The organism is Paludibacterium flexuosum, from assembly GCF_037076605.1.
In the GTDB taxonomy this organism is placed as follows: Bacteria; Pseudomonadota; Gammaproteobacteria; order Burkholderiales; family Chromobacteriaceae; genus Paludibacterium.
In genome coordinates this window covers 3,066,937-3,080,838 of record NZ_AP029060.1, presented here as the reverse complement: position 1 = coordinate 3,080,838, position 13,902 = coordinate 3,066,937, and the positions used below count along the sequence as shown (strand labels likewise).

The 13,902-nt window shown below is 61.7% G+C and carries 14 protein-coding genes; 5 read left to right on the top strand and 9 right to left on the bottom strand.

Annotation, left to right across the window (positions count from 1 at the left end; genetic code table 11):
* Positions 1–85 precede the first annotated feature (85 nt).
* Together AACH39_RS14685 and AACH39_RS14680 are read right to left on the bottom strand one after the other, a co-directional pair.
* A complete protein-coding gene (locus tag AACH39_RS14685; RefSeq protein ID WP_215778198.1) occupies positions 86–1,318 on the bottom strand; it encodes an arginine deiminase in 1,233 nt (410 codons plus the stop codon).
* A gap of 491 nt (positions 1,319–1,809) precedes the next feature.
* On the bottom strand, positions 1,810–2,838 hold the full coding sequence (locus AACH39_RS14680) for a CDP-6-deoxy-delta-3,4-glucoseen reductase (protein WP_215778200.1): 1,029 nt from the start codon (positions 2,836–2,838) through the stop codon (positions 1,810–1,812).
* Between the two features lie 35 nt (positions 2,839–2,873).
* Here AACH39_RS14680 and AACH39_RS14675 point away from each other — a divergent pair, with 35 nt between their 5' ends.
* The gene (locus tag AACH39_RS14675; protein ID WP_215778203.1) at positions 2,874–3,767 is read left to right on the top strand and encodes an NAD(P)H-binding protein; all 894 of its coding nucleotides are present in this window, start codon (positions 2,874–2,876) and stop codon (positions 3,765–3,767) included.
* 34 nt (positions 3,768–3,801) lie between these two features.
* Positions 3,802–4,488: a tRNA (guanosine(46)-N7)-methyltransferase TrmB gene (trmB, locus tag AACH39_RS14670; protein ID WP_338620471.1), complete on the top strand. Its 687-nt coding sequence runs from the start codon at positions 3,802–3,804 to the stop codon at positions 4,486–4,488.
* A gap of 67 nt (positions 4,489–4,555) precedes the next feature.
* On the opposite strand, the gene AACH39_RS14665 is transcribed toward trmB, so the two are convergent.
* A complete protein-coding gene (locus tag AACH39_RS14665; protein WP_215778208.1) occupies positions 4,556–5,038 on the bottom strand; it encodes a glutathione peroxidase in 483 nt (160 codons plus the stop codon).
* A 54-nt stretch (positions 5,039–5,092) separates the two neighbouring features.
* On the opposite strand from AACH39_RS14665, the gene AACH39_RS14660 reads away from it, so the two are divergent.
* On the top strand, positions 5,093–5,563 hold the full coding sequence (locus AACH39_RS14660; protein WP_215778211.1) for a DUF1841 family protein: 471 nt from the start codon (positions 5,093–5,095) through the stop codon (positions 5,561–5,563).
* Between the two features lie 36 nt (positions 5,564–5,599).
* Here AACH39_RS14660 and AACH39_RS14655 read toward each other — a convergent pair whose 3' ends face one another.
* Both AACH39_RS14655 and AACH39_RS14650 read right to left on the bottom strand, forming a co-directional pair.
* A complete protein-coding gene (locus AACH39_RS14655; RefSeq protein ID WP_338620470.1) occupies positions 5,600–6,550 on the bottom strand; it encodes a D-2-hydroxyacid dehydrogenase in 951 nt (316 codons plus the stop codon).
* Positions 6,551–6,598: 48 nt separating this feature from the next.
* Positions 6,599–7,381, bottom strand: a complete 783-nt coding sequence (locus tag AACH39_RS14650) for a DUF2189 domain-containing protein (RefSeq protein WP_215778233.1) — start codon at positions 7,379–7,381, stop codon at positions 6,599–6,601.
* A gap of 142 nt (positions 7,382–7,523) precedes the next feature.
* On the opposite strand from AACH39_RS14650, the gene AACH39_RS14645 reads away from it, so the two are divergent.
* Positions 7,524–7,853, top strand: a complete 330-nt coding sequence (locus AACH39_RS14645; protein WP_215778236.1) for an FKBP-type peptidyl-prolyl cis-trans isomerase — start codon at positions 7,524–7,526, stop codon at positions 7,851–7,853.
* 7 nt (positions 7,854–7,860) lie between these two features.
* On the opposite strand, the gene AACH39_RS14640 is transcribed toward AACH39_RS14645, so the two are convergent.
* Positions 7,861–8,520, bottom strand: a complete 660-nt coding sequence (locus AACH39_RS14640; protein WP_215778238.1) for a DedA family protein — start codon at positions 8,518–8,520, stop codon at positions 7,861–7,863.
* Positions 8,521–8,628: 108 nt separating this feature from the next.
* Here AACH39_RS14640 and alr point away from each other — a divergent pair, with 108 nt between their 5' ends.
* The gene (gene alr / locus AACH39_RS14635) at positions 8,629–9,702 is read left to right on the top strand and encodes an alanine racemase (protein WP_215778241.1); all 1,074 of its coding nucleotides are present in this window, start codon (positions 8,629–8,631) and stop codon (positions 9,700–9,702) included.
* Between the two features lie 61 nt (positions 9,703–9,763).
* Here alr and glmM read toward each other — a convergent pair whose 3' ends face one another.
* Genes glmM through ftsH form a run of 3 tightly spaced genes read right to left on the bottom strand, consistent with a single transcriptional unit; the run spans position 9,764 to position 13,890 of the window.
* The gene (gene glmM, locus AACH39_RS14630; RefSeq protein WP_215778243.1) at positions 9,764–11,101 is read right to left on the bottom strand and encodes a phosphoglucosamine mutase; all 1,338 of its coding nucleotides are present in this window, start codon (positions 11,099–11,101) and stop codon (positions 9,764–9,766) included.
* A gap of 20 nt (positions 11,102–11,121) precedes the next feature.
* On the bottom strand, positions 11,122–11,961 hold the full coding sequence (gene folP, locus AACH39_RS14625) for a dihydropteroate synthase (RefSeq protein WP_338621282.1): 840 nt from the start codon (positions 11,959–11,961) through the stop codon (positions 11,122–11,124).
* 42 nt (positions 11,962–12,003) lie between these two features.
* Positions 12,004–13,890 (bottom strand): ATP-dependent zinc metalloprotease FtsH, encoded by a 1,887-nt coding sequence (gene ftsH, locus AACH39_RS14620; RefSeq protein WP_215778245.1) that lies wholly within the window; start codon positions 13,888–13,890, stop codon positions 12,004–12,006.
* Positions 13,891–13,902 lie beyond the last annotated feature (12 nt).

Below are 13,902 nucleotides of genomic sequence, written 5' to 3'. Positions count from 1 at the left end.
CTGTTGATTGCTGACTACCGGGCGTCAAAAGGGAGTGGCGGGCGTTTTTGCTGCCCGAGTGCCACTCCCTGCACCCTATTCGGATTTAGATTTTTACTTCGTCGCGGATCAGCGGGCAGGTCATGCAGTGACCACCACCACGGCCACGGCCCAGTTCGGCGGCCGGGATCTCGATCACTTCCACACCATGCTCGCGCATCAGGCGGTTGGTATGGGTGTTGCGGTCGTAAGCCACGACCACACGACGGTCCAGGGCCACGACGTTATTGCCGTCATCCCACTGTTCGCGTTCGCGCTGGTAAGCGTCGCCACCGGTTTCCAGGGCGCGGATTTCGCTCAGGCCCAGGGCTTCGCGAACCACTTCCAGCAGATGCTTGCCTTCGTGACGCTCGAAGCGGACTTCACCGGCCTTGTCACCCTGGTACATGCTGGTGCAGACGATTTCGTCGACCACGTCCGGGAACACCGAGATGAGATCGATGTCGAGGAAGCTGAACACGGTATCCAGGTGCATGGCACCACGGCTCTTCGGCATCTGGCAGGCGATGACGCGGGTCGCGCCGCCTTCCTTGCCCAGAATGTTGCGAGCCACTTGTACCACGGCTTGCGGGCTGGTGCGTTCGCCCATGCCGATCAGGACCACGCCGTTGCCGATCGGCATCACGTCGCCGCCTTCCAGGGTGGCCAGGCCATAATCCGTGTCGCTGTCGCCCCACCATACGTTCACCTTGCCGGCAAAGTACGGATGGAACTTGTACACAGCTTGCAGCAGCAGGGTTTCCTGGCGGCGAGCCGGCCAGTACATCGGGTTCAGGGTCACACCTTCGTACATCCAGCAGGTGGTATCGCGCTGGAACAGAATGTTCGGCACAGCCGGCAGCACGAAGTCGGAACGATCCAGATAGCCACCGAACAGGCCCTTGGCGTCGAACGGCAGTTCGAACTTGGCGATACCGCCAATCATGTGTTCAGCCAGTTGAGCAGACGGCATTTCATCCAGCCAGGCACGCAGTTCCTTTTGCATGCCGATGCCGACGTTGTCGGCCTTGACCTTGCGATCCAGCACCCAGGCACGACCGGCCTTGTCATCCATCACCTTGGCCAGGGCATCCATCAGCTCGACCACTTCAATGCCACGCGAACGCATTTGTTCGACGAAGAAGGCATGGTCTTGCTGCGCACGCTCAACCCAGATCACATCATCAAACAGCATGCTGTCACAGTTGCCCGGGGTCAGACGCTTGTGCGCCAGATTAGGACGGCTGACGAGAACACTTCGCAGCTTGCCGCATTCAGAATGGACACCAAACTTGGTCATGTTGCACTCCTTGGACTTACATCCAAATTGGTTTTGGCGATCACCGCCCGGCGACCGCTTTGCGGGGTGTAGATTGCGGCCAGGAAACCGCATTTCCCGGCGCACATGGCTGGCCTGAAGGCCCGGCTCATGCTCATGGCAGCAATATTATTAAATAATGAAACGTTAAGATAGCCGTGACTCAGCTTGAAGATAGCAGACCATCATGACTTTACGACTTGATCAATCACAGATTTATTCAATATAGATAGCGAAAGCCTGTTTTCCACGTACAAAAACCGGCCTGTTTCCCACCAGAGAAACCGTCTATTTACCTTTGAATTTCATCTACTTAGGCTAGACCAAAGACTCAAACACTGCACAAAGGGACAGGCAGGCTTATTCACGCCGTCATTCGCTGCAGTGCACCAATCAGCCGGAATGACGCATAAAAAAAGCGACCCGAAACAGATATTCCGGGTCGCATTTGGGCAAGACAAAAAAGCCGCTTTTTATTTGCCCTGCATGTCCTTGGCCAGGAAGAAGGCATCGGAGAAGAACTCGCTCTCCGGCAAGCCGCGCTCGGCGATAAAGCTGCGATGCGCGGCCTCGACCATCACCGGCACGCCGCAAGCGTAAACCTGATGGCCGGACAGGTCGGCAAAGTCATCCAGCACCGCCTGATGCACGAAGCCGGTCCGGCCGGTCCAGGCGTCTTCGACACGGGCTTCCGACAACACCGGCACAAAGCGGAACAAGTCCGGATGCGCTGCCTGCCACTGCTCGGCCAGGGATGCCATATAGAGATCCGGCTTGGTACGGGCGCCCCAGTAGAGCACCATCGGACGCTGGCTGCCGGTGAACAGGGCATGCTCGACAATCCCCTTGATCGGGGCAAAGCCGGTGCCACTGGCCACCAGAATGATCGGCTTGTCCGAGTCTTCGCGCAGGAAGAACGAGCCCATCGGCCCCTTGAAGCGCATGATTTCGCGCTCCTTCATCTGATTGAACACATACTCGGAGAAAGAACCGCCAGGCTGGTGACGGATATGCAGTTCGATGAAGGCATCATCGTGCGGGGCATTGGCGATGGAGAAACTGCGCGACTTGCCATCTTTCATCAGGATGTCGATGTACTGGCCGGCCATGAACTGCAGACGCTCTGAAACCGGCAATTTCAGGCGCAGCACTGCCACGTCGTGGATTTTTTCGATGGTTTCGACACGGCACGGCAGGGTCTTGATCTGAATCTGGCCGGCGCTGCTGAGCACGTTGGCCTCGATGGTGAGATCGCCTTGCGGACGGGCACAGCAAAACAGCGTGTAGCCCTGCACACGATCCTGCTCCGACAGCGCCGAATCGGCATACCCTTCGGTGCTCACCTCGCCACTGACGACCTTGCCGCGGCAGGCACCGCAGGCGCCGTTGCGGCAGCCGTACGGCAGGCCGATATTCTGGCGCAATGCCGCCTCAAGAATGGTTTCGTGCGCTTCGACACCAAACTCATGCCCACTCGGTTGCACTTTGACTTGAGATACCATCTTGCCCTTACCCTGAATTCGCTAAAATATTGAGCATGCAAACATTACTGATAGCCGGCCTGGGCGATGTCGCCCGCCGTGCCATACCGCTGCTGCGCGGTCACTGGCGGATCGTGGCGCTGGTACGCGGCGCCGATCAACAACGTCGCGCCCGTGAACTCGGCGTCCTGCCGGTGCTGGCCGATCTGGACGATGCCCGCAGTCTGCGACGTCTGGCCGGACTGGCCCAGGCGGTACTGTACACCGCCCCGCCGCCGCTGCACGGCCAGCAGGATCCTCGCCTGGTTAAGCTATTGTCTGCGCTGAGAAAAACCATCAGCATACCACAGCGTTTTGTCTACATCAGCACTTCAGGTGTCTACGGCGACCAGCAAGGCAGAAGGGTGACGGAATGTACGCCGCTGGCCGCCCGCACGCCGCGTGCCCTGCGCCGCATTGCCGCCGAAGCCGCCCTGCGCCAGGCCGCACATTGGCCGATGACGGTGACGGTGCTGCGTGCGCCGGGGATTTATGCCGAGGATCGCCTGCCGCTGGACCGGCTGCGTGCCGGCACCCCGGCGGCCATTCGCGAACAGGATGGTTTCGGCAATCACATCCATGCCGATGATCTGGCACGACTGTGTGTACGGGCGCTGCGACGAGAAGGTGGGATCAGGGTGTATAACGCCTGCGACGATCTGCCCCTGCCCTTCGGCGACTGGTTCGATCTGCTGGCCGACCGCTTCGGCCTGGCGCGGGTGACACGTCTGCCGATGGCCGAACTGCTGCAGGTGCTCAGCCCGATGCAGGCTTCCTTTCTGACCGAATCGCGGCAACTGGACAATGGCCGGCTCAAGCGCGAGCTGGGCGACGTGCTGCAATACCACACGGTGCATGATTTTCTGGCGGTCGCGGACGATGCCCTCGCCCTGCAGGCCAAGTTTCGGTAACATCAGCTGTTTTTCGATTTTGGCGCTCAATACGATGGAAAACCCGGATTTTCAACGGCATATTCGCAGCTTTGTCCTGCGGCAAGGTCACCTGTCTGCAGCGCAGAAGCGCGCCATGGACGAAGGCATGCCGCGCTGGGGCATCGAGTATCAGCCGGCAGTGCTCGACCTGACGCAGGCGTTCGGACGCAGCGCGCCCAAGATTCTCGAGATTGGCTTCGGCATGGGCACGGCCACGGCGGAGATCGCCGAGCAGAATCCTGACCGCGATTATCTCGGCATCGAGGTACACTCCCCCGGTGTCGGCAACCTGCTCAAGCTGATCAATGAGAAGCAACTGAGCAATCTGCGCCTGATCCGCCACGATGCAGTCGAGGTCATCGACAATATGCTGGCCGATGGCTGCCTGGACGGCATTCATATTTTCTTCCCCGATCCCTGGCCGAAGAAGCGGCACCACAAGCGCCGCCTGATCCAGTCGCCGCTGATTGCCAAACTGGCCACCAAGCTGCGTCCCGGCGGCTATCTGCACGCAGCCACCGACTGGGAGGAGTATGCCCAGCAAATGCTGGAAGTGTTCAGCGCTGAGCCGCTGCTGGCCAATAGTGTCGCCGAAGGCTATGCGCCGCGGCCGGATTACCGCCCGCTGACCAAGTTCGAGCTGCGCGGCATCCGCCTCGGCCATGGTGTCTGGGATGTGATTTTCCAGCGCAAGGGCTGAGTGTCCTGCCCAGCAAAACCATGCCGCTCGCAGCCAGACTGCCAGCGGCATTTTTCACGCCCTTGCCTCAGGGGCGCCGCAGCAGGCGATGGATATCTTCTACCAGTTCATAGGGCTCGACCGCTGGCTCGAAGCGCTTGACCAGCCGCCCCTGCGGATCGATGAGGAATTTGGTGAAGTTCCACTTCACCGGCTGCGGGTAGTCGCCGGCGGCACCGGTCAGCCATTGCCACAAGGGGCTGGCCCCCGGGCCGTTGACCTCACATTTGGCCATCACCGGGAACGTCACGGCAAAGCGCGTCTGGCAAAAGGAGACGATGTCGGCATGACTGCCCGGCTCCTGCGCACCGAACTGGTTGCAGGGAAAGGCCAGCACGCTAAACGGCGACAGACTGAAGTGCTGCTGCAGCTCCTGCAGGCCGGCATATTGCCGTGTATAGCCGCACTCGCTGGCGGTATTGACGACCAGCACGACCTTGCCGGCATAAAGCGCCAGGGACTGCTGGCCACCCTCTCCGGTCTCGGCGCTGAAATCATGGAACGTGGGCATGGCATCTCTCCATCGCGTATAATCCGGTTTCCCGTTTTTCTCAGGTCGTTCCCCATGTTCAACCCAAGCCGTCAGGACGCGCGTCGCTTTTTTTTTGATATCTGGTCGAAGCATAAAGCGCAAGAAACTTTGGCAGATCTCGAACGCCTGACCCTGGGAATCCTGCTGGCGCACCCGGAATATCACCCGATCCTCGACAATCCGGAGCAATATCTGGAGCAGGAATGGCCGCCGGAGCTTGGCCAGACCAATCCTTTCCTGCACATGAGCCTGCACATGGCCATCGAGGAGCAGCGTTCGATCGATCAGCCGTTTGGCATTCGCTCGCTGTATGCGCAACTGGCGCTGCGCCTGGGGGACGAACATGCTGCGCAGCACGCCATGATGGACTGCCTGGCCGAGATGATCTGGCAGTCGCAGCGCAACCACACCCCGCCGGACGTCAACGTCTACCTGAGCGCAGTACGCGCCAGGCTGGGCATGGGCGCGGAAGAGACCCCGCGCCCGACGCTGGACGAACTCTAGCCGCCGCCTGTCCCCGCTGCGTGGACAGGTCCAGCCTCACACCACCCGGTTTTGCAAATTGCCGGCGTAATACGAACTGACATTGTCCACCACCTGCTGTGCCAGCCGTGTCATCGCCTGCTGACTGGCCCAGGCCACATGCGGCGTGACGATCAGATTGGGCAGCGCGACGCGGCTCAGAATGTGGTCTTCCGGCGCCGGCTCGACACTCAGCACGTCCAACCCTGCCCCGCCCAGCCTGCCGCCCTGCAGGGCCGCCAGCAAGGCCGCCTCATCTACCAGTTCGCCGCGGGCGGTATTGATCAGCAGCGCATCTCGACGCATCAGCGACAGCGCCGCCGCATCGATCAGCCCGCGGGTCTCCGGCGTCAGCAAACAGTGCAGCGACAGCACGTCGGCACGACGCAAACCGTCCTCAAACAGACAGTAACCAGGCCTTGGCGTGGAGACGCCCCGGCGCTCGGCGAAAACCACCTGCATGCCAAACGCCCGGGCGCGGACGGCCAGCGCCTGACCGATCCCGCCGGAGCCGATGATGACCAGCGTACGCCCAGCCATGTCGCGCACGGGCTCGCCATACAGGCAAAACTGGCGCGAACGTGCCCACTCGCCGGCCAGGACGGCCTGGCGGTAGTAGGGCAGATTGCGCGCCAGCGCCAGCATCAGCATGAAGGCATGCTCTGCCACCGTGTCGTCGCCGTAATGGCGGACGTTGCACACGGCAATTTCCTGCTCGTGGCAGGCAGCCAGATCCACATTGTTCACCCCGGTCGCGGCCACGGCGATCAGCCTGAGCTTGGGCAATTGCTGCAGCAGTTCACGCCGCAGCGGCACCTTGTTGACGATCAGCACCTCGGCGTCTGCACAACGCTCCAGCAACTGGGCCGGAGCGGTTTCGCCATGACACTGCAACTGGTGGGGGAAGGCAAAGGCAGGCAGTTCGACAGGCAGGCTGTCACGATCGGGAAAAACAATCTGGACGGTCATGCATCGCACCTCGGGTCGGGTCGCAGACCCGGCCCGGGCGGATCTGCCTCAATATTGGTAGGAGACGGTATCGCGGTAGGCGTGCCAGCTGGCGAGAGCGATCAGAGGCATGGTGAACACCAGACCGATCAGGTAGGTTGCCAGGCCGATACCAGTCAATACCACGATGATAGCGGCCCACCATGTCATTGTCTTGATGTTCTTTTGCACCACCCGCAGGCTGATGAGCATGGCGGTCATGGTGTCGACCTCCTTGTCCAGCATCATCGGCACGGCAATGACACTGGCGACGAAGGCCACCAGGGCAAACAGCAGGCCGGCGGCAAAGTAGCTCAGCAAAAAAGCGGCATTGGGCGTGCGCGACAGGTGCAGCAGGATGTCGCCAAGGGAAGGCAGCATGGCGGCACCAAAAAACAGGGTAAACAGCAGCAGCGACAGCCGGAACCAGCAGAAGGCCAGCACCGCCAGCATGGCCGCATAGAGCGAGATGCCCTGCAGATTGTGGCGCCAGGCCAGCAGACTGCGCCACAGCGAGACCTGCCCGTGCCGCTTGATCCCTTCGCGCTGGCGCGCCAGGTCATACAGGCCGATGGCCATGAACGGCCCGGTCAGCAGGAACAGCGAAGACAAAATCAGCACCACCAGCGGCGTGGCGGAGAAGAAGCCGGTAGCGGCATAGCCCATCAGCACGAAGATCGCCCCATAAAACAAGGCATCGGCCGAGGCGCGCTGCAGATCCTCCAGCGCCAGCTGCAGCCAGTGCCGGATCCGGCCTGGCAGGACTTCGCGAATGATGACGTGCTCGGTGACGGAATCATGGGTCAGCTCCATGGCACCTCCAGAACGGTCGGAAAAGGATGGCTGCTGATTTGATTGTTATGGTTTGGCCGCGGAAAAACAAGCCGCGAATACAACAGGGTAAGCCATGGCCTGCTACAATCCGCTTCGCTTATTCATTTCCACGGAACACATCATGACCACTGAACTGATCATCGAAGACATCACCGTTGGCGAAGGCGCCGAAGCCACGCCGGGCAAGGAAGTCACCGTGCATTACACCGGCTGGCTGACGGATGGCAAGAAATTCGACTCGAGCAAGGACCGCTTTCAGCCGTTCAGCTTTCCGCTGGGGGCCGGGCATGTGATCAAAGGCTGGGATCAGGGCGTGGCAGGCATGAAGGTCGGCGGCGTCCGCAAGCTGACCATCCCGCCGGAACTGGGCTATGGGGCACGTGGCGCCGGCGGCGTGATTCCGCCGAACGCCGTACTGGTCTTTGAAGTCGAGCTGCTGAAAATCGACTGAGCGCGATTCACTGATCACCCGCTTCGGCGGGTGAGGTGTTTTTGAGGCGGGCCTCTGCCGCCGCACGCTTCTTGCGGGCACGGCGGATCAGGTAGATCCCCAGCAGCACCCCGCCGACAGCCAGGGTGAGGATGCCGGCCTGACCGCGGTGGATCCAGGTCAGCAGCACGTCGCGGTTGGCGGCACCGTAATAGCCCATGTACACCCACAGGGGGACCGAGATCAGCGCGGCAAAACCATCGAGCAGCAGGAAACGCCAGTAAGGCACACGGCGGGTCATGCCGGCCGTGATGAAAATCGGTGAGCGCAGTCCGGGCAGGAAACGGGCCACGAACAGCACCCAGTGGCCGTAGCGGGAGAACTGCTGCTGGACGGCACGGAAACGCGCCGGGGTCAGAATGCGGGCGATCGGCCGGAACTTCAGCACCCGTTTGCCCAGCCGGCGGCCGAGCAGGAACATGGCCCCATCACCGATCAGCACACCCAGCATGCCGACGAAGAACATCGTGTGGACATTGGTATACCCCAGACCGGAAATGATGCCACCCGCCACCAGGGTAATATCCTCGGGAATCGGCACACCGAAACCGCACAGCAGCAACACCGTGAACACGGCCAGATAGCCGTAACCGGTGAAGAAGTCGATCAGAATCTGAAGAATATCCATCTACCGTTGCCTGACTCCGCCCTCATGACAAGAAAGTGCTGATGGACAATGCCCCAGCAAGGCAAGAGGAGAATATAATAACACACCTACTGTGACGATACCCCGAACATGACTCGCCCCATTCGCGTTGAGATCAACCTCTCCGCCATCAAGCATAACTACCGCCATTCCCGCCATCAGGCCCCGGGCAGCCAGGCCTATGCCGTCATCAAGGCCAATGCCTATGGCCATGGTGCCATGGAGGTCGCCACTGCACTGGCCGAGGAGGCAGATGGCTTTGCCATGCTGAATCTCGAAGACGCGCTGGCGCTGCGCAAGGCCGGCATCCGCCAGCCGCTCGCGCTGCTGGAAGGCCCTTTCGAGAAGCAGGAAACCATTCTGATGGCCGCACACGGCATTGCCGGCGCCATCCATAGCGAGCATCAGCTGGCCTGGCTGGCCGATGCCCATTTCCGTCATGGCCAGTTTGACGCCTGGCTGAAGGTCAACAGCGGCATGAACCGCCTTGGCTTCCAGCCGCGCCAGGTCCGCCTGGCGCTCCAGCAACTGCGCAACATGCCGGATGTCCAGCTGTCGACCATCATGACCCACTTTGCCAGTGCCGATGACGAACGCGGCGTGGCGGATCAGTGGCAGCGCTTCGAGCCCATCGCCCGTGAATCGGGTCTGGCCGTCAGTGCCGCCAACTCCGCTGCCGTGTTCCATCACCCGCACACCCACTGCGACCGGGTACGTCCCGGCATCACGCTGTATGGCTGCTCGCCGTTCGAAGGGCAGACCGGGCGCGATCTGGGGCTGATTCCGGCCATGACCCTCTCGGCCGACATCATCGCCGTGCAGTACCTGCAGCCCGGCGACAATGTCGGCTATGGCTGCCGCTTCACGGCCGACAAGCCGATGCGCATCGGCATCGTCGCCTGCGGCTATGCTGACGGCTATCCGCGCATTGCACCGAACGGCACACCGGTCAGCATCGACGGCATTCGCTCCGGCACAGTGGGCCGGGTGTCGATGGACATGCTGGCGGTGGACATCAGCCACATCGAACAGGCCGGCGTCGGCAGTCGCGTGGTGTTGTGGGGGGAAGACATTCCGCTGGAAAACGTCGCGGCAGCGGTCGGCACCCTGGCCTACGAGCTGATGTGCGGCGTGACCCTGCGGGTTCCCAAGATCTACGTCTGAGCACCTGAGCGCCCGTCAGTCAGGCCGTCGTCGCGGACAACGGCCTGACCGCTGGCCAGGATCAGGCAGCGGCCGCCTCGATGGCGGCGGCGATGGCGCGAGCCCACTTGTCGGCCAGTTCGGCGGCATCGGCTTCGACCATCACCCGCACCACCGGTTCGGTCCCGCTCGGGCGCAATACCACCCGGCCATGACCGGCCAGTGCGGTTTCTGCCTGAGCCAGGGTCTCCTGTGCCGCCTGCTTCCAGTCCTGGCCTTTGAGGCGGACGTTGATCAGGGTCTGCGGGAAGGGCTGCCAGTCGGCACAGATACCGGCCAGATCGGCGGACAGCTCGCGCAGGCTGTTGAGTACCTGCAGGGCGGAAATGATGCCATCGCCGGTGCTGTGCTTGTCCAGACACAGGATGTGACCGGAAGCTTCGCCGCCGACCTGCCAGCCATTGGCGTGCAGCATCTCCAGCACGTAGCGGTCACCCACCTTGGCCCGGCCGAATTCGACGCCCTGCTTCTTCAGTGCCAGCTCCATGCCCAGATTGGTCATCACGGTACCGGCAATGCCACCCTTGAGTTCACCCCGCGCAGCCCGCGCCTTGGCGATCACATAGATCAGCTGGTCGCCGTCATAAACCCGCCCCGTGCGATCCACCATCATCAGCCGGTCGCCATCGCCATCCAGCGCGATGCCGAAGTCGGCCTCGTGCTGCAGCACGGCCGCCTGCAGGGTCTTGGTATGGGTGGCCCCCACCTTGTCGTTAATATTGTAGCCGTTCGGCTCGCCACCGATGACGATGACCTCGGCGCCCAGTTCGTGGAACACCTTGGGGGCAATGTGGTAGGTCGCGCCATGGGCGCAGTCGACCACCAGCTTGAGGCCCCTCAGATCGCGATCATTGGGGAAGCTGCTCTTGCAGAATTCGATATAGCGCTCGGCCGCGCCTTCAATGCGACGGGCACGTCCCAGCCCGGTCGAGGGCTTGGTTTCCAGCGGCTCGTCCAGCATGGCTTCAATTTCCAGCTCAATGCGGTCATCCAGCTTGATGCCGCCTTCGGCGAAGAACTTGATGCCGTTATCGTGGAAGGGGTTGTGCGAGGCCGAGATCATGACCCCGGCCGACAAACGCAATGCGCGTGTCAGGTAGGCAATGCCCGGGGTCGGCAGCGGCCCGGTGAGCAGCACATTGACCCCGGCGGCGGTAAAGCCGGCCTGCAGAGCCGCTTCCAGCATATAGCCGGAAATGCGGGTGTCCTTGCCGATCAGGACCGTCGGATGCTGGTCGCGATCATGATTGACCAGCACGCGGCCGGCGGCATAACCGAGCTTGAGGACAAACTCGGGAGTAATCGGAAACTGGCCGACTTCGCCACGCACCCCATCGGTGCCAAAGTATTTGCGAGACATCGTATTCATCCTGCTCAAGGTTATTCTTGCTGCAACGCGGCCAGCACTTGCAGTGCCTGGCGTGTTGCCTTGACATCATGTACCCGGATCACCGCGGCACCGCGGCGTGCCGATTCCATCGCGACGGCCACGCTGGCCCCGAGACGCTCGCTGGCCACGCGCTCTCCGGTGATGGCACCCAGCATCGACTTGCGCGACAGGCCGACCAGCAGGGGCACACCGGCGCGCGCCTGCAGCTGCGGCAAGGCGCGCAACAGCGCCAGGTTGTGCGCCAGGGTCTTGCCGAAGCCGAAGCCCGGGTCCACCAGCAGACGCTCGCGGGCGATGCCGGCATCCAGGCACAGCGCCACGCGCCGTTGCAGATAGCTGCCGACCTCGTCCACCACATCCTGATAGTGCGGATCGTGCTGCATGGTGTCCGGATTGCCCTGCTTGTGCATCAGGCAGATCCCGGCCTCGCAGTCGGCCATCAGCGCCACGGCGCCCTCGTCTTCCAGCGCCGATACGTCATTGATGAGATCGATGCCGATGGTCAGCGCCTCGCGCATCACCTCGCGGCGCCGGGTATCCAGCGACAGGGGCACACCGCACCCCTGCAGCCGTGCCAGAACCGGCAATACCCGGTCCATCTCCTGCTGCGGGCTGACAAAGGGCGCATTGGGACGTGTCGATTCGCCACCGATATCCAGCAGGTCGGCGCCCTCGGCCAACAGCCGTTCGGCCTGCGCCAGTGCCGCATCGGGCGCGTCGAACCGGCCACCGTCGGAAAACGAATCAGGCGTGACATTGAGAATGCCCATCACCAGGGGACGGGACAGATCAAGCTGGAAACGGCCGCATTGCATCATGGCAGTCAAAATGGAAAGACTGGCGGGGAAACCCCGCCAGTCTGCATGAGAAGATCAGGAAGCCACCGGCGCCAGATCGGCCGGCGGAGGATTGTCGTTCTTGCCCAGTGCCGCCATGCCCTGCGGCGCGGTCGGCACTTCGCCTGCCATGATCTGGTTGATCTGGCCGGCATCGATGGTTTCCCATTCGAGCAGCGCAGCGGTCATGGCTTCCACCTTGTCGCGGTTTTCCTCCAGCAGGCGACGGGCCAGGCTGTACTGCTCGTCGATCACGCGGCGGATCTCCTGGTCAACCAGCTGCATGGTGGCTTCAGACAGATTCTTGTGGGTGGTGATCGAGCGGCCGAGGAAGACCTCGCCCTCGTTCTCGCCATACACCATCGGGCCGAGGCGATCGGACATACCGTAACGGGTGACCATGTCGCGTGCCATCTGGGTGGCGCGCTCGAAGTCGTTGGAAGCGCCGGTGGTCATCTGGTTCATGAACAGCTCTTCGGCAATGCGGCCACCAAACAGGATGGCAATCCGATTGAGCAGATATTCACGATCGTAGGCGTAACGGTCTTCTTCCGGCAGCTGCATGGTCACGCCCAGGGCACGGCCACGCGGGATGATGGTGACTTTGTGTACCGGATCAGTCTTGGGCAGCAGCTTGGCGACGACCGCATGACCGGACTCGTGATAGGCGGTATTGCGCTTCTCGTCCTCGTTCATGACCATCGACTTGCGCTCGGCGCCCATCATGATCTTGTCCTTGGCTGCCTCGAAGTCTTCCATGTCGACCAGACGCTTGTTGCGGCGTGCGGCGAACAGGGCGGCTTCATTCACCAGATTGGCCAGATCGGCACCGGAGAAACCCGGGGTACCGCGGGCAATGATGGTGGCTTCGACGTCGGCGGCAATCGGTACCTTGCGCATGTGCACCGACAGAATTTGCTCGCGACCGCGGATATCCGGCAGCGGAACCACAACCTGACGGTCAAAGCGGCCGGGACGCTGCAGCGCCGGGTCCAGCACGTCCGGACGGTTGGTGGCGGCAATCACGATGACGGTCGTGTTGGTATCGAAACCGTCCATCTCCACCAGCAACTGGTTCAGTGTCTGTTCGCGCTCGTCGTTGCCACCGCCGAGACCGGCGCCACGCTGACGACCGACAGCGTCGATTTCATCAATGAAGATGATGCAGGGCGAGCTCTTCTTCGCCTGTTCGAACATGTCGCGCACACGGGCGGCACCGACACCGACGAACATTTCCACGAAATCGGAACCGGAGATGCTGAAGAACGGGACCTTGGCCTCACCGGCAATCGCCTTGGCCAGCAAGGTTTTACCGGTACCCGGGCTACCGCACAGCAGGATGCCGCGCGGGATGCGGCCACCCAGGCTCTGGTAACGACTCGGGTCGCGCAGGTAATCGACGATTTCCTTGACCTCTTCCTTGGCCTCGTCGCAACCGGCGACATCGGCGAAGGTGACGGTATTGCTGTCCTGGTCCAGCATGCGTGCCTTGCTCTTGCCGAACGAGAAGGCACCGCCCTTGCCACCACCCTGCATCTGGCGCATGAAGAAGACCCAGACGCCGATCAGCAGCAGCATCGGGAACCAGCTGATGAAGATGTTCATCAGCATGCTCGGTTCTTCTTCCGGCTTGGCGGCAAAGCGAACGTTGTTCTTGATCAGGTCATCCACCAGCTGCGGGTCGTAGGGCGCGTAGGTGGTGAAGGTCGAACCGTCGGCACGCTTGCCCTTGAGCCACTGGCCGCGCAGGGGGTTGCCCTCGATGGTCAGGTTGGTGACCTTGCCGGATTCGACGTCGCTAATGAACTGGGAATAAACAACCAGGTCCTGTGTTTCCTGCTTTTTGTTGAGCTGATTGAATACCGTCATCAGCACAACACCAATAATGATCCAGATGGCGATATTTTTGCCGATATTGTTCACTCGCGCGGACTC

Excerpts from the sequence above, each read along its gene's own strand:
- AACH39_RS14665 (WP_215778208.1), bottom strand. The coding sequence starts at position 5,038 with ATGCCCACGTTCCATGATTTCAGCGCCGAGACCGGAGAGGGTGGCCAG.
- trmB (WP_338620471.1), top strand. The coding sequence starts at position 3,802 with ATGGAAAACCCGGATTTTCAACGGCATATTCGCAGCTTTGTCCTGCGG.
- glmM (WP_215778243.1), bottom strand. The coding sequence starts at position 11,101 with ATGTCTCGCAAATACTTTGGCACCGATGGGGTGCGTGGCGAAGTCGGC.
- AACH39_RS14650 (WP_215778233.1), bottom strand. The coding sequence starts at position 7,381 with ATGGAGCTGACCCATGATTCCGTCACCGAGCACGTCATCATTCGCGAA.
- AACH39_RS14685 (WP_215778198.1), bottom strand. The coding sequence starts at position 1,318 with ATGACCAAGTTTGGTGTCCATTCTGAATGCGGCAAGCTGCGAAGTGTT.
- AACH39_RS14680 (WP_215778200.1), bottom strand. The coding sequence starts at position 2,838 with ATGGTATCTCAAGTCAAAGTGCAACCGAGTGGGCATGAGTTTGGTGTC.
- AACH39_RS14660 (WP_215778211.1), top strand. The coding sequence starts at position 5,093 with ATGTTCAACCCAAGCCGTCAGGACGCGCGTCGCTTTTTTTTTGATATC.
- AACH39_RS14675 (WP_215778203.1), top strand. The coding sequence starts at position 2,874 with ATGCAAACATTACTGATAGCCGGCCTGGGCGATGTCGCCCGCCGTGCC.
- AACH39_RS14655 (WP_338620470.1), bottom strand. The coding sequence starts at position 6,550 with ATGACCGTCCAGATTGTTTTTCCCGATCGTGACAGCCTGCCTGTCGAA.
- AACH39_RS14640 (WP_215778238.1), bottom strand. The coding sequence starts at position 8,520 with ATGGATATTCTTCAGATTCTGATCGACTTCTTCACCGGTTACGGCTAT.
- AACH39_RS14645 (WP_215778236.1), top strand. The coding sequence starts at position 7,524 with ATGACCACTGAACTGATCATCGAAGACATCACCGTTGGCGAAGGCGCC.
- alr (WP_215778241.1), top strand. The coding sequence starts at position 8,629 with ATGACTCGCCCCATTCGCGTTGAGATCAACCTCTCCGCCATCAAGCAT.